Here is a 20,075-nt window from a genome sequence, read left to right as displayed (position 1 = left end):
CTACCTCCTTAGTACCAAACTATATTACCATTAATTTTTATTTAATCCATTATTTTGCTCTGTCAGATCTGTGTACCATGGTAAGTCCATTTTCTTTCTTCTATAAATTAATGCTCCAATGGCAAATATCAATAGAATCAGTGAAAGTATTTGTGAGACTCTTACTCCAGGCATAATGTACAGGCTATCTGTTCTCATACCTTCAACGAAGAATCTAACAACTGGATACCAAACTAAATAGCTAAGAGCTACTTCACCTAGTTTGTAGAAATGCTTACGATGTCTGAATACCAAAATTAGTATCAAACCAATCACATTTGCAGCTGATTCATACAAAAATGTTGGTTGACGATAAGCACCATTAATAAACATTTGTTCAACAATGAAATGAGGCAAATGTAATGACTGTAGGAAGTCCAATGAGGTCTTTGCACCAAATGCTTCTTGATTCATGAAATTACCCCAGCGGCCAACAATTTGACCCAACATTACTGATGGTGCTGCGATATCTAGCATCAACCAGATTGAAATCTTTCTTCTTAAGCATAAAACCACTAATACAATGAATCCACCAATCAAACCACCATAGATGGCAATTCCACCATGCCAAATTTTGATGATTTCGCCAGGATTTGCAATATAGAATGGTAATTCAAACACCACATAATATATTCGAGCACAGATCAATCCAACTGGTACACCAATTAGGACTAAGTCCAAAATGTTATCTGAATTGACTCCGCGTCTTGTGGCTTCACGCATTGCCATAATAACTCCGACTAATGCTCCCAAAGCAATAATTATTCCGTACCAATGAATTTCTAAACTACCTATATTGAATGCAATAGGATTTAAGGCTAATAAGTTCATTACTTACTTTCTCCATCTTCAGCATTCTTTTGGCCATTTTCTTGAATTAATGAGCCAAGATTTTCTTCAAATTTTTTCGTTGCATCAAAGCCCATTTTCTTAGCTCTGAAGTTCATGGCAGCAACTTCAATAATGATTGAAATATTACGACCAACTTTAACTGGAATTGTAATTTGAGGTACGCCAACATCGAAAAATGTTCTCGTTTCTTCCATCGAACCGAGGCGGTCGTAACTCTTGTCAGCTTGCCAATCTTCCAAATTAATAATTAATTGAACGTCACTAGAAGTTCTAACTGCTCCAGCGCCAAATAGATTCATCACGTCAATTATTCCAATTCCACGAATTTCAAGAAGGTGATTCAAGATTTTTGGTGCTTCACCAACAATAGTTTTCTCATCTTGTTGATAAATATCTACACGGTCATCCGCAATTAGTCGATGACCTCTTTTAACTAGTTCGAGTGCAGTTTCACTTTTACCAATTCCTGAATGACCAGTTAGCATAATACCAATACCATATACATCAACTAAAACACCGTGAACTGACTCTCTAGGTGCTAGCTTTTCATCCAAATATTCAGTGATCAAACTTGAAAGTCTAGTGGTTGGCAATGCAGAACCGATTACAGGAACTCCATTTTCCTTAGCAGCATCCAACAATTCTTGACTAGGTTTGATATTTCTCGAAATTAATAGTGCTGGTGTATCATCTCGACAAATTTCACGCATGACTTTATAACGATTATTTGTAGTCATTGAATGTGAATAAGCGGATTCAGTTTGTCCAAAAAGTTGGATTCGTTCACTTGGATAGTAATCAAAATACCCTGTTAGCTCGATTCCAGGACGAGAAATATCGCTAGTCGTGATATTTTTTTTATCTAATAAATCTTCCCCACCATAAACTTTAAGATTATTTTCTTTAACTAATTGAGAAACCGTAACAAAATTTGACATACTCTACCTCTTCATAGCCTTTTTGTTAATTCTATCATCAATTTGGATATAAAAAAAACGCGGTTATACGCGTTTCTGAAAATTGTTCATTGCAAAACTATTAATTATTGAATTACAGATGGCAAGAATGACTGCAACTACTAGTGCAGAGCCAAAGCCGTTAAAATTAAAATGTTGCGAACCCATTACCATGGATGTTAATTCAAGTGTAATTGCACTAATTACAAACGAGAATAAACCAAAAGTGATAAAAGTAATTGGAAACGAAATGATATGTAGTAATGGCTTTACACTCCAGTTTAATAACACAAGTACAAAACTAGCTATGATTGCTGTTACAACGGTATCGATTTGAAACATGTTTGGTAATACACGTGCTATTGCCATAAATAATAATGTATAAATTGCGGTTTTTATCAGTAATTTCATTTATTTCCTACCCTTAATTGAACTACCACCATGAGAACTGTGGCCTGAACGACGCTGATGTAGTCGGTGTAATGTGTCATGCATTTCACCTCTAAAATGAGTGCGTTGAATATTACGATTCTCAGGCATTAGAAATACTAATGCGATATAAACCAAAATTGAAATAAAATCCGTAAATGGAATTAATGCAATAAATGCCAATCTAAACCAAGTCGAATCTACTCCAAAGTATTCACCCAATCCGCCACAGACACCTGCTAATAATCGATCTGTGCTAGATCTTGTTAAACGTTTTCTCATTTTTTTTACCTCAACTTGTTACCAGAATATATAACAATATGGCAAAAATTACAAGATTACTCTTCGTCTTCATCCGCCACATGCTTCTGACTTAGTTCTACCACATGTCCGGTATTAAGGTAAACAACCCATTCACAAATATTTGTAGCATAATCACTTACTCGTTCAAGATAACTTTCAACAAGCATATATGATGATCCACTTAGGACATTGTCTGAAGATTGTTGCATAGCTGAAATACAGGCATCATTAATTTGCTTTCCTTCAATATGAATGTTTCCATCTTGATCAGCAACTTCTTTTGCCATTTTACTATCTTCTTTTAAATAGGCTTCTAATGAATCTTCAACAATACCGGTTGAAAGGTCCCCCATATCAGCGATGTCCTTTTCAATCTCAGGAATACGGACCTCGCCTTTCACACGAATAGTTTCTTGTGCAATACTAACCGCATGATCCCCCATTCGTTCAAGATCAGAGCTAGCTTTTAAGACTGTAACAACCATTCTTAGATCTGATGTAACTGGTTGTTGAAGAGCAATCATTTCGAAAGATTTCTTTTCAAGATCAACTTCTCGTTTGTTAATGAAACGATCATTTTCGATAACTTCTCTTGCCAATGCCTTGTCATGATTTACATATGCTTTAACTGATTTCATGATAGCTTCACTTGCCATCATCCCCATCTCAGAAAATCTTAAATGTAAATTATTTAGCTGTTCCTCAAATGTACTTCGCATAACATTTCCCCCTTATTATCCGAATTTACCGGAAATATAATCTTCTGTTTCTTGTTGAGCTGGATTCATAAAAATCTTCTTCGTGTCGTTAACTTCAATTAAATCACCATTCAAGAAGAATGCTGTTTTATCAGAGATTCTTGAAGCTTGTTGCATATTATGCGTAACAATGATGATTGTATATTTATCCTTTAATGTTAATAGCATATTTTCGATTTGTGAAGAAGAAATTGGATCCAATGCTGATGTAGGCTCATCTAATAGGACAATATCTGGTTTAACCGCAAGAACACGCGCGATACAAACTCTTTGTTGTTGTCCACCTGATAATGAAAGAGCACTAACATTTAGCTTATCTTTCACATCATCCCACACAGCAGCGTTTTTCAAACTTGACTCAACTGCTTCATCTAAAACAGCTTTATCTTTTACACCAGCTAATCTAAGACCATAAACGACGTTATCGTAAATTGAAAACGGAAACGGATTTGGTTGTTGGAAAACCATTCCAACTTGTTTTCGTAATTCAACAGTATCAATATTTGGCGCGTAAATATTTTTACCATTGAGAGCGATTGTTCCTGTAATTGTAACATTTGGAATCAAGTCGTTCATTCTGTTCAAACAACGTAAATAGGTTGATTTTCCACATCCGGAAGGCCCTATTAATGCTGTGATTTCATTTTCTTTAAAGTCAAGATTAATACCTTTTAGAGCTTCTTTTTTTCCATAAAATAAATGGACGTCTGATGAAGTTAAGATTTTTTTTGCTTCAACCATGTTTGTCTTCCTTTTTTATCCAAAGTGTCCAGATACATAATCTTCCGTAAGATCAATCTTAGGACGAGTAAATATCTTTCGAGTTTCATTAAATTCTACAACACGTCCCAAGTGGAAAAATGCAGTATAATCACTAATTCTTCCGGCTTGTTGCATGTTGTGTGTAACAATAATTATTGTGTATTTATCTTTCAAACTAAGCATTGTTTCTTCAACATTTGAAGTTGAGATCGGATCTAGCGCACTTGCTGGTTCATCCATCAACAAAATATCTGGCTTCATAGCAATAGCGCGAGCGATACAGAGTCGTTGTTGCTGTCCACCTGAAAGTGCCAAAGCACTCTTGTGGAGGTCGTCTTTGACTTGGTCCCACAACGAAGCTTGTTTGAGCGTTTTTTCCACAATTTCATCAAGCTTCTTTTTGTCATGCAAACCATGACGTTTTAATGCAAAAGTAATGTTGTCATAAATTGATTTAGAAAATGGATTTGGCCTTTGAAATACCATTCCAATATGCTTTCTAGTTTCATAGATATCGACATCATTTTTGTTTATATCTAATCCTCGATATAAAATTTGGCCTTTAACAGAAGCACTAGGAATATTGTCGTTCATTCGATTTAAAGATCTGAGATATGTCGATTTTCCAGAACCTGAAGCTCCAATTAAAGATGTGATTTTATATCTTTCAAATTGAAGTGATGCTTTTTGCATTGCTTCTTTTTCACCATAAAAGACTTGTAAATCCTTCGTCTCCATAGCAATTTCATGTTCATTTTCATCAAGATGGTAAATATATTGGTCTTGAGCTGTTTTTTGTTCTTCCATATTATTCTCCAGTCATCTTCTTATAAACCAAGTTTCCAATGTAGCGAGATAACAAGTTGAAAAGTAATACTGCAATGATCAGAACAGCTGATGCTCCAGCTGAAACTTGAACTGCATCAGGAATCAATCCTTCAGAGTTAACTTTCCAAATATGAACCGCTAAAGTTTCCGCAGGTCTAAATAAGTTAAGTGGACTTGTAATACTAAATATATTGAAGTTCGTGAAATCTAATGGTGGTGCACTCTGGCCAGCTGTATAAATCAATGCAGCAGCTTCACCAAAGACTCTTCCGGCACCAATGATCATACCGGTAATAATTCCAGGAAGCCCATCTGGGATAATGACATGAATTACTGTCTCCCACTTTGAAAGTCCTAAGGCTAATCCGGCTTCACGTTGTGACTGTGGAACTGAATTCAATGAATCTTCAACGTTTCTTGTCAAAATTGGAAGGTTGAATACTGTTAAAGTCAATGCTCCAGACAAAATTGAGAATCCAAATTTGAAACTAATTACGAAAATCAAGAAGCCGAAAAGTCCAACCACGATTGATGGAAGTGAACTTAATACTTCAATCGAAATTCGAATTACCTCAACGAATTTATTTTTCCCAGCATATTCAGATAGGTAAATACCAGCTGAAATTGCAATTGGAATTGAAATTAGCATCGATAAAATTAGTAGGAAGAAAGAGTTGAATAATTGTACTCCGACACCGCTCCCTGCTTGAAATGATTTTGAGGCAGATGTAAGGAAGTGCCAATTAACATAACGTAATCCGCTTCCTAAAATATATAGAAGTAAACCAGCTAAAATTAATACAATAATCCCTGACATAGTATAAATTACGCCAGTTGCAATCTTATCTTTTACTTTTTCATTGAACATTAGAATTCACCTCGCTTAGCAATAGATCTGATAACGAAGTTGAATAGCAATGACATTAGTAATAGTAATAGAGCTAATGACCACAGCGCATTATTTGAAGTTGAACCAAGTATCGTATTACCCATATTCATAGTTAACACACTAGTCAAAGTTGATGATGGTGAAACTAAATTTTGAGGTAGTAACATTGCGTTACCAATTACCATCTGGACGGCTAGAGCTTCACCAAAAGCACGTGACATACCAAATACTACAGCTGTCAAAATACCTGGTGTGGCCGATCTCAAAATAACTTTTGAAATAGTTTGCCAGCGTGTAGCACCCAGTGCCAAAGATGCTTCCCGATAATATCTCGGTACTGCTCGTAAAGCATCAACAGACATTGAAGTAATCGTTGGTAGGATCATAACAAATAAGACAAATGATCCAGCTAGAATACCGAAACCACTACCTCCTGCGATATTTCGAACAAATGGTACAACAATTGTTAAACCGATGAAACCATAAACAACTGAAGGAATACCAACCAACAATTCAATAACCGGTTGGAGAATTTTACGACCCCATTTAGGTGAAATTTCGGTCATAAAGATTGCTGCGGCAATAGCAAACGGAGTTCCAATCAAAGCGGCAATAACTGTGACCGCAAATGAACCAATAATCATCGGCGCAGCACCGACAATTGGGTGTCCAGCACTATCTAATTTGCTAGGTGACCAGACTGAATGAGTTAGAAAATCAATTGGGTTAACCCCGTCTTTGATAAAAATAAGTAATCCTCTTGATGCAACGAAACCAATAATTGTTACAACTAAAATAACGATTATGGCAGTAAAGCTAAAGGAAATGATCTTACCTTTAGTTTCTCTTTTAGCTGAAACTGATTTTTTTAGTAAGCTTTCTCTAATTGGGTCTTTCAATTACTTTCCCTCCCCAGAAACTGGTGTGACATTACCTTTAGCATCTTTTTGATATTGCATGCTTTGAATAGGCACATAACGCAACTTCTTAACAACATTATTCTGAACTTCGGTAGTCATAATGTATTCGAGAAATTCCTTTGTCATTCCAGTTGGTTTACCGTTTGTATACAAATGTTCGTATGACCATATTTTCCATGTATTATTCTGAATATTTTTAATGGTTGGCTCAACACCGTCTATTTTCAATGTTTTAACAGTGTCATTTAAATATGGCATAGCTAAGTAACTGATTGATCCATTAGTGTTATCAACAATTTGACGCACCATACCACTAGAATCCTGTTCTTGTGCTCTGGCAAATGGAGTTCCACCCATAACATCTTTTTCAAAGGATGCTCTAGTTCCTGAACCATCAGCACGATTAATGATGGTGATTGGCAAATCAGCTCCACCCACTTCTTTCCAATTCTTAATTTCCCCTGAAAAGATTTGACGGAGTTGCTTAATTGTTAATGAATCAACAGATACATTTTTATTTACAACAGGGACCATCCCTACTGCACAAATACGGTGATCAATTAATTTAGAAGAATCGATACCACTTTTTTGCTCAGCATAAAGATCCGAGTCACCAATATCAACAGCACCCTGTTGAATTTGGCTCAGACCCGTACCTGTACCTCCACCTTGGACATTCACAAATTGATTCGGATTATTTTTGGTGAAACCTTCACCAGCAAGCTCTACCAAGGGTTGTGCTGCAGATGAACCTACAGCCGTGATAGTTTGTTGCCCTTGACTACCTTTGCATCCCGATAAAACAAAGATAGCTGAGAAAAGCAAAGCAAATAAAGCGACAATTCTTTTTTTCAATATTCTCACCTCTACTTTCAACATATTAACGTAACAATGTATATTTTTTGTATAAAAAAGAACTTACAAAAAAAGATTGAGAAAAAATTTCTCAATCTTTTAAATAAATGTATTCTATAAAGGAATTTCCAAAGTGAATTTAGTACCTAAACCTAGATTAGATTCAACTTGTAAATTGCCATCAATGCTATCAAGTGTTTCTTTGACAATTGCTAATCCTAGTCCAGTCCCGCCTGTCTCAAGGCTTCGTGAACGATCGACACGATAAAATCTTTCAAAAATTCTATCTTGGTCTTTTTGGGAAATACCAATACCAGTATCTTCAATGATAACTCGAAGTCTATTTTCAACCTCATCATGATGAACTTCAATATCGATACTTCCGTTTTCTTTGTTGTAAGAAATCGCATTCTTGATTAGGTTATTCAGAACTAAATTAACTTTCGCCTTATTAATAGTTACTTCTTTATTACCGAAGAAACTTTTATCAACTTTTAGATGATGTTTCTCAATTGGAACGGACATACTTTGCAAAATAGATTTGATATTAGCTTCCATATCAACCAATTCAGTTTCTTCATTATCCTTTTTAATCTTAGATAATGACAAGATATCTTGGATTAAATCAGTTAGGCGGACACTTTCATTATGAATTATTTCTAGGAAATGATGACGCTTTTCAGGGTCATCCCCAGCTCCATCTAATAATGTCTCAGAGAATCCTTCAATAGACGTAATTGGAGTCTTCAATTCATGACTAACATTATTAACAAAATCAACTTGCATTTGTTCCATGCGACGGCTGGTTGTTAAGTCGTATAAGATAACCAAAATTTGTTTATCGTAGTCTTCTCGGGAATGAACTAAGTGGATTACATTAGCGTCAACATAGCGTTGAGAATTACCCACTAACTGGATCTCACGACGATAATTCTTGTTCTTCCGCAACGCATGCTCAATCATACGGCTCAATCCATAAGTCTTAACATCTTCAATGAATGGATGTAATTCATTAGAAATATTTTCGTCAAGTAAAGCAGCCATTGCTTGATTATGTAATAGCACCTCACCTTGAGAATTCAACAACATTACACCAATTGGTAAATGACCAATCAAACTCTTAAATCGACGCTCACGTAATTTTGCATTGTCACGCAGCTCACTAATATCTTTATTGATTTGATTGGTTTGTTCAACTAATTCATACAAATCGTCGTCAGGTGAAAGAATCAACGACGACATATCTTTATTCTTTCGAACTCGTTTTAAGTTCTGAGTCACTCGGTCGATATCATCACGAATATTTTGGCGTTGTCTGTAGTACACCAAAATAATTGCTTCAGTAATCAAGAAATACAAAATCGTGAATAATGCAAATGAAATCCAATTTTGATTCCAAAGGCGAGAATAATCTTTTGCTACAACATAATTACCGTTATTAAAACGATAAAACATTGCTCGGCGACCAAATGATACGTCTGTACCAAATTGCTCACTCATCGACAAATTGCCACGATGAATCATATCAGATGCCTGCTTAGAAATATCACTATCATCGTTGATGTTAATGTACTTCAAACTAGTAACATCAGCAGCCTCTTCTTTTGTATGGTTCTTTCGAAGTTCAGTATACGACTCAACTTCTTCAGAAAAGGAATTCGATTGCGAATTACTCAAAATATTATCCGCAAATAATGCTAAAGCTATGTAAAGGATTACTGAAATGACGATTGATACTGTAGGTCCTAATCTTCTTTTCATTGTTATACCCCTATACCTCTAATATATAACCGAAACCATGCACGGTTTTTATTATTTGTGGATCTTTTGTATCTCTCTCGATTTTATCACGTAAGTGACTAATTTGAATATCTACCATGCGAATTTGTGAATTCGAATTGATACCCCAAACATTTTCAAAAATCTGGTCTCGAGATACAACAATACCCTTATTTTTAATCAAAAATTCAAGCAATTCATACTCTTTTCGAGTTAGTGAAATATCTGTACCATCCATGTTCAAACTCTTCAAAGATTTATTTAATTCGAAGATTCTCTTAGCATCTGCAGACTTCTGAGTTCTTCGTAAAACAACTTCAATTCTTGCCAGCAGTTCTTTAACGCTGAACGGTTTCGTCACATAATCGTCGGCACCACTAACAAGACCGTCAATTTTGTTCTCTTCAGTATCGACAGCCGTCAAGAAAATAACTGGAGTTAAATCTCCTTTGGAACGTAATTTTTTCAGAACATGTAATCCGTCTACTTTAGGCAACATTTGATCCAATAGAACTAAATCAAATTTACCTTGTTCTAACTTATCAAGCGCCATTTGACCATCAGTCGCATGTTCAACTTGATACCCATTAGTTTGTAAATTGTATTCAATTAATTCCAAAATTGCTGGCTCGTCATCAACACATAATATTTTTTTTGCCATGATTATTTAGGATTGTCCTCTTGAAGTTTCCATTGTAAATAAGCATAAATAAATGGATCCAAATCCCCGTCCATCACTGCTTGACCATTCCCAGTTTCGTAGTTTGAACGATGATCCTTAACCATTGTATATGGATGGAAAACGTATGAACGAATTTGTGAACCCCATCCAATATCCATTTGTTCACCTTTGATTTCAGCGTTTCTCTTCGCCTGCTCTTCTTGTTCTCTTTGGAAAAGTTTTGCTTTCAGCATGCTCATGGCTGTCTGTCTATTTTGTAATTGTGAACGTTGAGCTTGTGAGCTAGTGACTATACCTGTAGGCAAGTGGGTGATTCTGACAGCTGAAGAGGTTTTGTTGATATGCTGACCACCAGCACCGGAAGACCTGAAAACATCGACTCTCAAGTCATCGTCATTAATATCAACTTCAATTGAATCATCAAGTTCTGGCATAACATCAACTGATGCAAATGATGTATGTCTTCTTCCAGCAGAATCAAATGGTGATATTCTAACTAAACGATGAACTCCTCTTTCTGAACGCAAGAGACCATATGCATTCGTACCTTTAATCATAATTGAAACGCTTTTTATACCTGCTTCATCGCCAGGTTGGTAATCTTCTACTTCAACACTAAAACTGTGTTGATCAGCCCAACGTTGATACATACGAAGAAGCATTTCACCCCAATCCTGTGATTCAGTTCCACCGGCACCTGGATGAATTTCTAAGATTGCATTATGAGAATCATATTGCTCAGACAACAACATGGTCAACTCATATGAACGCATTTTTGCATCAACCTCAGCAATATCTTTTTCCATCTCAGACTTTAATTCATCATCTGGGTCCTCATCATATAGTTCGGCTGAAACTTTCAGATTCTCGACTGAATCATCTAATTTCTTAAAATTATCATATTTATCTTTTAACACATTTGTTGCATCAATGACTTCCTGAGCCGCGGCATGATTATCCCAAAATCCGTCCTCTGTCATCTTAGCTTCATTTTCTGCGATACTCTCTTCTAGACTTTCTAAGTCAAAGAGACCCCCGGAACTGATTTATTTTGTCTTCTATCTCTTGAATTTTACTTTTAATTTCGCCAAATTCCATAAATTCACCTTTAAATAAAAAAAGCAGGCCAACCGGCCTGTTTTTTTATTATCTTTCCATGTTTTGTCTAATTTCGGCCTTCATGAATAATCTAGTTACATCATATTCAATGTCTGAAATCATTTCTTCAAACATACGATATCCTTCTTCTTGGTACTCAACTAAAGGATTTAATTGTCCGTATCCACGTAAACCAATTGATTGACGTAATTGATCCATCGCATCAATATGGTTTGTCCAGTGTTCATCAACAACTCTTAGGATAACAACCTTTTCAAATTCTAGCATTTGAGCAGGGTCACCAAGGTCTTCAGCCTTCTTATCATAGTTGGCTTGAACAACATCCATGAGATACTTCTTGATTCCATCAGCATCACGCATTTGTAAATCAACGATACTGAATTCTTCATCAGAGATAAGAGCTGCCTTAGCAAAATCAACAATTGCTGGTAAGTTCCATTCTTCTTTTTTACCTTGAGTATGAACATCAACTTGGGCGTCAATTGTACGTTCGATCATTGGCTTCAATACGCGGTCAAGATCTTCGTCCTCGTTGATAACTTCCATTCTCTCTTTATAGATAACTTCACGTTGTTCACGCATAACATCATCATATTGAAGAGTATTTTTACGAGTATCGTAGTTATTACCTTCAACACGCTTCTGTGCAGATTCAACTTGACGAGACATCATTCTACTTTGAATAACAGCATCGTCATCTTCAATCTTCATTGCGCTTAGAACACGTTTGATTCTTTCAGAACCGAAACGTTTCATCAAGTCATCTTCTAGTGACATGTAGAATTGTGTAACACCAGGATCACCTTGACGACCTGAACGTCCACGTAGCTGGTTATCGATACGACGTGATTCATGTCGTTCAGTACCAATAACTGCAAGTCCACCTAAATCAACAACACCAGGTCCAAGTTTAATATCAGTACCACGACCAGCCATATTGGTAGCAATAGTAACAGCACCACGTTGGCCGGCGTTCATGATGATTTCAGCTTCCTTAGCATGGTTCTTGGCATTAAGAACAGCATGTGGAATACCTTTTTGATCAAGCATCTTTGAAAGATATTCTGAAGATTCAACAGCAACGGTACCAACTAGCATTGGTTGTCCCTTAGCATGTCTTGCTTCGATATCTTTAACAACAGCATTGAACTTACTCTTAATTGTTGGATAAAGAACATCTTCTTTATCGTCACGGATAACAGGTTTGTTAGTTGGAATTGAAATAACTTCCATGTTGTAAATTTCTCTAAATTCTTCTGCTTCTGTCTTAGCAGTACCAGTCATACCAGCAAGCTTGTCATACATACGGAAGAAGTTTTGATACGTGATGTTGGCCATTGTCTTTGTTTCATCTTGGATTTCAACACCTTCTTTGGCTTCAATAGCCTGGTGCAATCCGTCAGAATAACGACGACCTTCCATAACACGACCAGTAAATTGATCAACAATTTTAACTTGGTTGTCTTGAACAACATAATCAATATCCAAACTCATAATTTCATTGGCACGCAAAGCTTGATCCAAATGGTGGTTCAAAACAGTGTTATCAATGTCATATAAGTTATCAAGGCCAAAGTAATCCTCAGCCTTACGGATACCAGTTTCAGTTAAACTAATTGACTTTGTAGGCCAATCAATTTTGTAATCATCTTCAACTAATGTCTTAACAAATCTATCTGTACGAACATACATAGCAGTAGATTTTTCAGCGGCACCAGAAATAATCAAAGGTGTTCTAGCCTCATCAATTAAGATTGAATCAACCTCATCAACAATGGCATAGTTCAAAGGACGTTGTACCATTTGTTCTTTGTAAACAACCATGTTGTCACGTAGGTAATCGAAACCTAATTCTGAGTTAGTTGAATATGTGATGTCACAGTTATAAGCTTCACGTTTTTCGTCAGCGTCGAGTTGGTTAACATTTAGACCAACTGTAAGACCTAACCATTTGTATAACTCACCCATTTCCTTAGCATCACGGCCTGATAAGTATTCGTTAACAGTAACAACGTGAACACCCTTACCAGCTAATGCATTCAAATAAACAGGTAATGTGGCTGTCAAAGTTTTACCTTCACCAGTCTTCATTTCGGCGATGTTACCTTCATGTAAAGTAATACCACCAATTAATTGAACTCTAAAAGGATAGAGACCTAGAACTCTTTTAGCACCTTCACGGGCAGTTGCAAAGGCTTCTGGCAAAATATCATCCAATGTTTCGCCATTTTTAAGTCTCTCTTTAAATTTAGGTGTCTTAGCTTGAAGTTTCTCATTAGAAAGTTTGCTAAAGGCGTCTGCGTATGCTTCAACCTTGTCAGCAATTTTTCCCATGCGTTTAACTTCTCTATTATCGCTTTCGACCCATCTTCTTAATGGATTTGCCATATTTGTATATCTCTCCTAAACGTAATAAACATATCTACTATTCTATCATTATTTAATGTACTTTTAAACTTAATATCGAATATACACCAAAGTACACTTCCAGAATTATAATTCTACACCACTTTGACAAAATTTCGAAGAATTTAGCATAAAAAACGGTCTCGTTACAAAATCTTAACATTATTATTTAACTGCATGTAAAAAAATAGCGCAAAAAAAAGAATGGGTCCATATGTCCCCATCCTCTTAACTATTTATTATTCGTTTGTTTCAATCAAACCATATTTGCCGTCATTACGCTTGTATACAATACTTGCGCCGTTTGTTTCTGAATCTTCAAAAATGAAGAATTCATGTCCGAGCATTTCCATTTGTAGAACTGCTTCTTCAGCGTCCATTGGTTTCAATGACAAACGTTTTGTTCTAACAATTTGTGATTCGTCTTCCTTAGCATCTTCAGCAGGAACGTCATCAAGCGGAATATCTTTAATGCCTGGTTTGTCACGATCCTTACGGTTGACCTTTGTCTTGAATTTCTTAATTTGTCTTTCTAGCTTGTCAATTACTAAATCGATACCTGCATACATATCGTCGTTCATTTCCTCAGCTCTTAGAGTGATATATGGAAGTGGTATTGTAACCTCAACCTTTGTGCCCTTTGAAGGGTAAATCTTCAAGTTTACATGTGCAATTGGATTACTGTCTGGGCTGAAATATTTTTCCATCTTGGAAACTTTCTTTTCAACATAATCACGAATAGCAGGTGTAACTTCGATGTTTTCGCCACGTACGTTTATTGTTAACATAAAAATCTCTCCTTCCGATGATAAGGAATAAATAAGAGCCAAGATCAACTCTTCACATTGATTATATAATTCTATAGGCAAACTGGCAACGGTTTCACTAACGAGTTAATGAAAAAGTACAAATATTTTGAAAACCAATATCTGTCAGCAATTGCCGTGCGTGTAATACTGTACGCCCAGTTGTGTATATATCATCCACTATTAAAATTTTTAAATTTAGTGATTTTTTCGGAAAATCATTAACTATTCTGAAAGTCTGTGGTGTAAGCATTCGCTCCATTTTATTTTTCTGAGCTTGAGGCTTATCAGCATCAACTTTTTGAAAAACTTTAGTAAGCGGAAATACATCTTTATATAACTCATAGACCGGATCAAATCCTCGCTCAATATAGTGGCTATCACTACTAGGAATATACGTCACAACGTCAAACTCATGACACCTAGCCCACTTTTTAAGATCAGATATAAACAGCCTTGCTAACAAAACATCCCCATACCGCTTATATTTTTTAAAATAATCATGTATAAATTGATTATACCCAAAAATTGCAAAATGTTGATTAAATATTTTATATTTTTCTCTCCAATTCTCACAATCAGAGCAAATATCACTTGTAGAAGTTTTATAACAATATCGGCAGTGGGGGAAGTTTTTCAGCTGTGATAATTGTTGTCGACAAAATCCGCAAAGATTATCGTCTGGTGGTTGCGTACAAAAAATAATATCCTTGAGTGAATGATTTTGTAATATTGGTTGATTACAATTTAAACAATTTCTCATTTTTTATACGCTTGACGATTGACCTGTTTAATTTCTGAGCAGGCCGATTTTATTTTCTTGTTATAAAATTGATAATATAAATGAACTTCGTCGTTCGGTGAATCTTGTGATCTTCCCGCCCGACCTGCAATTTGAATTAAGGCAGTTTTGGAAAATTCATCCGCATCTGCATCAAGTACTAGAACGGTAATATTATGAAAAGTCACCCCACGTTCTAAAATAGTTGTCGTTAAAATAACATCTGCTTGCTCATCACGGAATTGTTGGACCTTCTCAATTCTCTTAGAATCTTTTGAACTTACCGAAACAAGTTTTAACTTTGGGAAGAACTTTTTAATAATTTTCTCAAAATAAAGCATATCGGGAATTCTAGGAAAGAACACAATAAAACGTTGCTGAGAATTAACCAGTTTAGACATCTTAATACGAAGTCTCGGATTGATTCCAAAATATGTAGTTGGCTTCAATAGGCAATGGCAAATTGGTTCTGGCAACGGATGATTGTGGAATCTTCGATATAATTTTGAAATATTAATCTTACCATTTGAAACTTCATCCAAAAGTTCTGCTGGTGGTGTCGCAGATAAATAGACGATGCTCCCAGAAACCTTTTTTGCCTTAGCAATTGAACCTTCTAACATTTCGTTTCCGGCTAGAGGATATGAATCGACCTCGTCTACAATTATGACGTCAAAAGCTTTGTGAAACTTGACTAGCTGATGCACTGTACTGATCATTATTTGAGTTGGATAATACTGAATATCACTTTTACCATGAAACAGGCCTACGCTCGCATTGTTAAATGCGGCCTGGATTCTCGGATATAATTCGATGCATACGTCAATCCTAGGTGAACAAATTGCTACTCGTTGATTATTCGAAATTATTCGTTCCAAAAGGGGAAAAGTTATCTCAGTTTTTCCGGCACCTGTCACCGACCAAACTAAGTGGTCACATTTATTTTGATAGGACTGAATCACTTCTAAAGCAATTTTTTGCTGGAGATCAGTCAGATTCCCTTGCCAACTCATTGGGTTACTTTGATGAGGAAAATCCAAATTTAGATTTGTAATTATTAGCTTGTCATCTTGCATGATTTTCCCAAAATTAATGCAATTTCGACAGTATGGTGCAATATCATCAAAAGGGAAATCTTCAATTACGCTCAGGCATCGTTGACACTTATTTCCAGAATTATGTGGTTTTGTCGCCGAGATCAACTGCGAACCATTATCCAATAATTGACTTATTTGCTCATTTGTTAGTACTCTGGTATTAATTATTCTTCCGCCTAGGAACTCATTTATATTTGTCATACTAATAAATTACGCAGAGAAAGGAATCTTCGCTTGGAAAATTACAAAACTATTGCTGAGTCTGATAGTTACTTAAAAGAAATTAAAAAATCTAAATTTATTGTCCATCTTGCTCAAACTAATTCTGAAGATGAAGCTAACCAATTTATTGAGAAAATTCGTCAACAGGAATCTGGTGCAACTCATAATTGTTTTGCCTTCATCGTTCGAGAAAAGGTTTTGACTGAGAGAATGTCCGACGACGGCGAACCGAGTGGTACAGCAGGATCACCAATTCTAAATGTTCTTCAACAACAAGGCTTGGAAAATGTGACTGCTGTCGTTACCCGTTATTTTGGTGGCATTAAGCTTGGTGCCGGGGGATTAATCCGCGCATATTCATCGACCACCGCCGAGGGAATTAAGAATATCGGACTAGTTGAAAATCGTCTCCAACAAGGCTATAAACTAAATGTTCCTTATCATTTGTATGATAAATTTGAAAACTATGCCAAAAATGAAAAGCTAATATTGGAAAACAAACAATTTTCAACTGACGTTTCCGTTGACATATATTTTGACATTGAAAGCTTAACTGCTGACAAACAAGATATTATCGATAATTTTCAAAATCAAATAACTTTTGAAGAAACTGATCAAGAGTTTAAACAAATTCCCATAGAAGCCAATTAAATCTGTGTTTGCTTGCTATGCTGACTTTGTTTCACTTTAAAATTGGGAAAGAAAAAGCCATATCCTGCGATATGGCTTTTTGAGTGCTTATTTTTTTTCAAGACGTTTAATAAATTTTTGAATGGAATGTAATAACGGTTGTCGGTTATCTCCAATTAATCCAATTGACTCCACGAATAGCTCGAGTCCAATTAACAGTGCAACAGCAAGTAACACGCTTCCCCAGAAGCTTGAAATAGGTAATAGCAATGAAATAAATGCGAATACTAGTGCCAATCCATAAATTACTAAAACTGTTTGTCTGTGCGATAAGCCTAATTGCATCAATCTGTGATGCAAATGATGTTTATCTGCCTGAGTAATCGGCTTTTTGTTCAAGAATCGACGTAACATAGCATAAACTGTATCGGTAATTGGAACTCCCAAGATTACCACTGGAATAAGCATTGTAACGAATGTTACATTTTTCAAACCTTTTAATGAGAATACGGCAATCATGAACCCTATGAACAACGCACCGGTATCCCCTAGGAAAATACTAGCAGGATGGAAATTATGCGGTAAGAAGCCAACTAGTGCAGCTACAAGGGCAAAAATCCAGATGGATACATATATATTTGTAAAGTTTAAGAAGAAATATCCAACAATTCCCATGGTGAATAGCGCAATTATTGAGACTCCGGTCGCTAGTCCATCCAATCCATCAATTAAGTTGACGGCATTGGTGATTGCCAAGATCCAAATAATTGTGATTGGAAAGCTCCACCACCCTAACTGGAATGTTCCAAGGAATGGTATGACAATCTCGTTCATCTTAATTCCGGCTAAGAAATAAATTACCAACGCAGCTACGAATATCCCCAACATTTTGGCTTTAGGAGATAGCTCACGAATATCATCGATAATACCAGTTAGAATAATTATTACCTCGGCCAGGAACACACTAAATAATTCATGGCTAGGGAATTGATTACGTAATAAAACAAACGTTGAAAAGGTAAACGCAATAAATATTGCCAATCCACCCATCGTTGGCATTGGCTTTTTGTTCACTCGCCGGGCATTAGGATTATCAACCGCGCCTAAGATATAGGCAAGTTTTATTACAAAGGGAGTTATAACTGCCGACAAGATCATCGTCAGAAATAACTTAACTATTACACCAAACATACTCGACATCCCTCAAACCTACTTTCCAATAATACTTCAATTATACCAATACCCTAGGTTAATACCAAAAAAATATATAAAAAAAAGATAGTGCAAGCACTATCCCCTAAAAAATCTATTTTGCTAATTCCACTTTACGAACTTCACGGACAACTGTGACTTTAATATGTCCAGGATATTCAAGATTTTCCTCAATTTCATTTTTAACATCTCTTGAAAGAATTGCTGCTTGATCATCTGAAATTTCTTCTGGCTTAACCATAATTCTAATTTCATGACCGGCTTGAATAGCATAACAGTGGTCAACACCTTCATGCTTATTCGCAATTTCTTCAAGTTTTTCCAAACGATGAATGTAATTTTCCATTGACTCTGATCTTGCACCTGGTCTAGCAGCAGAAATTGCATCTGCAGCTGCAACGATTGTGGCAATCAAAGAGGTTGGCTCTACATCACCGTGATGAGAAGCAATTGTGTTAACAACGACTTCAGGTTCTTTATACTTAGTGGCTATGTCCACGCCAATTTCAACGTGGGAACCATCTACTTCACGATCAATAGCTTTACCTATATCGTGTAATAACCCTGCTCGTTTTGCTAAAGTAACATCTTCACCCAATTCACCAGCCATAACTGCGGATAGTTTAGCTACTTCGATTGAGTGACTCAAAACATTTTGACCATAACTAGTACGATATTGCATACGTCCAATAATTTTAATTAGATCTGGATTTACAGAACTGATTCCCAAACCATAAATGGTTTGTTCCCCGATTTCACGAATATGATCGTCCATATCTTTACGAGCTTTATCAACCATCTCTTCAATACGAGCTGGATGAATACGCCCATCTTCAATTAATTTCTCCAAAGCCATTCTAGCAATTTCTCTTCTGATTGGATCAAAAGCACTTAATGCTACAGCTTCAGGAGTATCATCAATTATCAAATCGACACCTGTTAAGGATTCGATTGTACGGATATTACGACCTTCACGACCAATAATACGTCCCTTCATATCTTCATTAGGCAACGTAACGGTAGTGACTGTTGTTTCAGCAACAGTATCAGCAGCACTTCTTTGGATAGCCGCAACAATTAATGATTTAGCTTCCTTATCGGCATACTGCCTTGCTTGTTCGCCACTTTCATTTATCATCGTAGCGCGTTCGTGAGTTAATTCTTTGTTCAAATCATCTAAAATTATTTTACGGGCTTGGTCTCTAGTTAGATTACTTACTCTGATTAATTCCGCTTTTTGTTCATCAAGAGTGTTAGTCAATTGTTTGTCTTTTTCATCAAGTTGTTTTTCTTTAGCAGAAATATTATTTTCGTTCTTCTCAATATTTTCTTCACGTTTTTCCAACGATTGGTCTTTACGATCCAAAATATCTTGTCGTTCAAGATTGCGATTCTCTTGTTTCTTCACGTCATTGCGACGATCATTGAGTTCGCTTTCCATCTTTTCTCGATACTTGTGAGCCTCATCTTTAGCTTCAAGAAGTGTTTCCTTCTTTAGCGATTTAGCAGACTTTTTAGCATCAGAAATAATATCTTCGGCTGTTTTCTTAGCTTGTGAAAGTTTTTTCTCGTAGGCATCTTTACAGAGAGCATATCCGAAAAATGCACCTACAATCAATGTTATTAAGGCAAAAAAGAGGGTTATGATAGCATTCGGCATGCCATCACCTCCACTTTTTCATTATTAAAATTTGTTTGTAAAATCTGAATATTTTAAAAACTTTTACATACAACTTTATATTATAGAATA

20 protein-coding genes are annotated in these 20,075 nt (G+C 36.0%); 1 reads left to right on the top strand and 19 read right to left on the bottom strand.

Annotation, left to right across the window (positions count from 1 at the left end; translation table 11 throughout):
• Positions 1-30 precede the first annotated feature (30 nt).
• The 17 genes from lgt to ABM34_RS12100 all read right to left on the bottom strand — a co-directional run bounded on the left by lgt (position 31) and on the right by ABM34_RS12100 (position 16,240).
• Positions 31-870: a prolipoprotein diacylglyceryl transferase gene (lgt, locus tag ABM34_RS12180; RefSeq protein ID WP_048706101.1), complete on the bottom strand. Its 840-nt coding sequence runs from the start codon at positions 868-870 to the stop codon at positions 31-33.
• The gene (gene hprK / locus ABM34_RS12175; protein ID WP_048706099.1) at positions 870-1,829 is read right to left on the bottom strand and encodes an HPr(Ser) kinase/phosphatase; all 960 of its coding nucleotides are present in this window, start codon (positions 1,827-1,829) and stop codon (positions 870-872) included. The genes lgt and hprK overlap by 1 nt, the downstream gene beginning before the upstream one ends.
• 63 nt (positions 1,830-1,892) lie before the next feature.
• Positions 1,893-2,258: a phage holin family protein gene (locus ABM34_RS12170; RefSeq protein WP_048706097.1), complete on the bottom strand. Its 366-nt coding sequence runs from the start codon at positions 2,256-2,258 to the stop codon at positions 1,893-1,895.
• Positions 2,259-2,558: a PspC domain-containing protein gene (locus ABM34_RS12165; protein ID WP_048706096.1), complete on the bottom strand. Its 300-nt coding sequence runs from the start codon at positions 2,556-2,558 to the stop codon at positions 2,259-2,261.
• Between the two features lie 56 nt (positions 2,559-2,614).
• Positions 2,615-3,298: a phosphate signaling complex protein PhoU gene (gene phoU / locus ABM34_RS12160; RefSeq protein ID WP_048706094.1), complete on the bottom strand. Its 684-nt coding sequence runs from the start codon at positions 3,296-3,298 to the stop codon at positions 2,615-2,617.
• Between the two features lie 15 nt (positions 3,299-3,313).
• Positions 3,314-4,078, bottom strand: a complete 765-nt coding sequence (gene pstB, locus ABM34_RS12155) for a phosphate ABC transporter ATP-binding protein PstB (RefSeq protein WP_048706092.1) — start codon at positions 4,076-4,078, stop codon at positions 3,314-3,316.
• Between the two features lie 15 nt (positions 4,079-4,093).
• A complete protein-coding gene (gene pstB / locus ABM34_RS12150; RefSeq protein ID WP_048706090.1) occupies positions 4,094-4,906 on the bottom strand; it encodes a phosphate ABC transporter ATP-binding protein PstB in 813 nt (270 codons plus the stop codon).
• Position 4,907: 1 nt separating this feature from the next.
• Positions 4,908-5,795 carry a phosphate ABC transporter permease PstA gene (gene pstA / locus ABM34_RS12145; protein WP_048706088.1) on the bottom strand — a complete coding sequence of 296 codons (888 nt, stop codon included), beginning with the start codon at positions 5,793-5,795 and terminating at the stop codon, positions 4,908-4,910.
• Positions 5,795-6,715 (bottom strand): phosphate ABC transporter permease subunit PstC, encoded by a 921-nt coding sequence (gene pstC, locus ABM34_RS12140; RefSeq protein WP_048706086.1) that lies wholly within the window; start codon positions 6,713-6,715, stop codon positions 5,795-5,797. Before pstC ends, pstA begins: the two co-directional genes overlap by 1 nt.
• Positions 6,716-7,615 carry a phosphate ABC transporter substrate-binding protein PstS family protein gene (locus ABM34_RS12135; RefSeq protein WP_198141152.1) on the bottom strand — a complete coding sequence of 300 codons (900 nt, stop codon included), beginning with the start codon at positions 7,613-7,615 and terminating at the stop codon, positions 6,716-6,718.
• 90 nt (positions 7,616-7,705) lie between these two features.
• Positions 7,706-9,352, bottom strand: a complete 1,647-nt coding sequence (pnpS, locus tag ABM34_RS12130) for a two-component system histidine kinase PnpS (RefSeq protein WP_048706083.1) — start codon at positions 9,350-9,352, stop codon at positions 7,706-7,708.
• 10 nt (positions 9,353-9,362) lie between these two features.
• Positions 9,363-10,031, bottom strand: a complete 669-nt coding sequence (locus tag ABM34_RS12125) for a response regulator transcription factor (protein ID WP_048706081.1) — start codon at positions 10,029-10,031, stop codon at positions 9,363-9,365.
• A 2-nt stretch (positions 10,032-10,033) separates the two neighbouring features.
• Positions 10,034-11,150, bottom strand: a protein-coding gene (prfB, locus tag ABM34_RS12120) for a peptide chain release factor 2 (RefSeq protein ID WP_157023341.1) whose coding sequence is annotated in 2 segments (ribosomal slippage) — positions 10,034-11,077 and positions 11,079-11,150 — 1,116 coding nt in all. Because the reading frame shifts where the segments join, the coding sequence is not laid out codon by codon here.
• A gap of 48 nt (positions 11,151-11,198) precedes the next feature.
• Positions 11,199-13,559, bottom strand: a complete 2,361-nt coding sequence (secA, locus tag ABM34_RS12115) for a preprotein translocase subunit SecA (protein ID WP_048706078.1) — start codon at positions 13,557-13,559, stop codon at positions 11,199-11,201.
• Between the two features lie 257 nt (positions 13,560-13,816).
• Positions 13,817-14,365, bottom strand: a complete 549-nt coding sequence (hpf, locus tag ABM34_RS12110; RefSeq protein WP_048706076.1) for a ribosome hibernation-promoting factor, HPF/YfiA family — start codon at positions 14,363-14,365, stop codon at positions 13,817-13,819.
• Between the two features lie 97 nt (positions 14,366-14,462).
• Complete coding sequence (locus ABM34_RS12105; RefSeq protein ID WP_048706074.1) at positions 14,463-15,146, bottom strand: ComF family protein; 684 nt, start codon at positions 15,144-15,146, stop codon at positions 14,463-14,465.
• Positions 15,143-16,240, bottom strand: a complete 1,098-nt coding sequence (locus ABM34_RS12100; protein ID WP_198141151.1) for a DEAD/DEAH box helicase — start codon at positions 16,238-16,240, stop codon at positions 15,143-15,145. The genes ABM34_RS12105 and ABM34_RS12100 overlap by 4 nt, the downstream gene beginning before the upstream one ends.
• Positions 16,241-16,495: 255 nt before the next feature.
• Between ABM34_RS12100 and ABM34_RS12095 the strand changes: the two genes are divergently transcribed.
• Complete coding sequence (locus tag ABM34_RS12095) at positions 16,496-17,134, top strand: YigZ family protein (protein ID WP_048706071.1); 639 nt, start codon at positions 16,496-16,498, stop codon at positions 17,132-17,134.
• Positions 17,135-17,221: 87 nt separating this feature from the next.
• Here the strand turns inward: ABM34_RS12095 and ABM34_RS12090 are convergent, their stop codons facing one another.
• Positions 17,222-18,304 (bottom strand): glycosyltransferase family 4 protein, encoded by a 1,083-nt coding sequence (locus ABM34_RS12090; protein WP_048706069.1) that lies wholly within the window; start codon positions 18,302-18,304, stop codon positions 17,222-17,224.
• 115 nt (positions 18,305-18,419) lie between these two features.
• Positions 18,420-19,985 (bottom strand): ribonuclease Y, encoded by a 1,566-nt coding sequence (rny, locus tag ABM34_RS12085; protein WP_048706067.1) that lies wholly within the window; start codon positions 19,983-19,985, stop codon positions 18,420-18,422.
• Positions 19,986-20,075: the final 90 nt, after the last annotated feature.

The sequence above is a fragment of the Companilactobacillus ginsenosidimutans genome (genome assembly GCF_001050475.1).
GTDB lineage: Bacteria > Bacillota > Bacilli > Lactobacillales > Lactobacillaceae > Companilactobacillus > Companilactobacillus ginsenosidimutans.
This window is presented reverse-complemented; position numbering and strand designations above follow the sequence as displayed.

Coding starts and splice junctions, on each gene's coding strand:
- pnpS (WP_048706083.1), bottom strand. CDS start 9,352: ATGAAAAGAAGATTAGGACCTACAGTATCAATCGTCATTTCAGTAATC.
- pstA (WP_048706088.1), bottom strand. CDS start 5,795: ATGTTCAATGAAAAAGTAAAAGATAAGATTGCAACTGGCGTAATTTAT.
- ABM34_RS12090 (WP_048706069.1), bottom strand. CDS start 18,304: ATGTTTGGTGTAATAGTTAAGTTATTTCTGACGATGATCTTGTCGGCA.
- pstB (WP_048706090.1), bottom strand. CDS start 4,906: ATGGAAGAACAAAAAACAGCTCAAGACCAATATATTTACCATCTTGAT.
- ABM34_RS12125 (WP_048706081.1), bottom strand. CDS start 10,031: ATGGCAAAAAAAATATTATGTGTTGATGACGAGCCAGCAATTTTGGAA.
- ABM34_RS12105 (WP_048706074.1), bottom strand. CDS start 15,146: ATGAGAAATTGTTTAAATTGTAATCAACCAATATTACAAAATCATTCA.
- ABM34_RS12100 (WP_198141151.1), bottom strand. CDS start 16,240: ATGCAAGATGACAAGCTAATAATTACAAATCTAAATTTGGATTTTCCT.
- rny (WP_048706067.1), bottom strand. CDS start 19,985: ATGCCGAATGCTATCATAACCCTCTTTTTTGCCTTAATAACATTGATT.
- secA (WP_048706078.1), bottom strand. CDS start 13,559: ATGGCAAATCCATTAAGAAGATGGGTCGAAAGCGATAATAGAGAAGTT.
- ABM34_RS12135 (WP_198141152.1), bottom strand. CDS start 7,615: ATGTTGAAAGTAGAGGTGAGAATATTGAAAAAAAGAATTGTCGCTTTA.
- hpf (WP_048706076.1), bottom strand. CDS start 14,365: ATGTTAACAATAAACGTACGTGGCGAAAACATCGAAGTTACACCTGCT.
- ABM34_RS12165 (WP_048706096.1), bottom strand. CDS start 2,558: ATGAGAAAACGTTTAACAAGATCTAGCACAGATCGATTATTAGCAGGT.
- pstB (WP_048706092.1), bottom strand. CDS start 4,078: ATGGTTGAAGCAAAAAAAATCTTAACTTCATCAGACGTCCATTTATTT.
- ABM34_RS12170 (WP_048706097.1), bottom strand. CDS start 2,258: ATGAAATTACTGATAAAAACCGCAATTTATACATTATTATTTATGGCA.
- phoU (WP_048706094.1), bottom strand. CDS start 3,298: ATGCGAAGTACATTTGAGGAACAGCTAAATAATTTACATTTAAGATTT.
- hprK (WP_048706099.1), bottom strand. CDS start 1,829: ATGTCAAATTTTGTTACGGTTTCTCAATTAGTTAAAGAAAATAATCTT.
- lgt (WP_048706101.1), bottom strand. CDS start 870: ATGAACTTATTAGCCTTAAATCCTATTGCATTCAATATAGGTAGTTTA.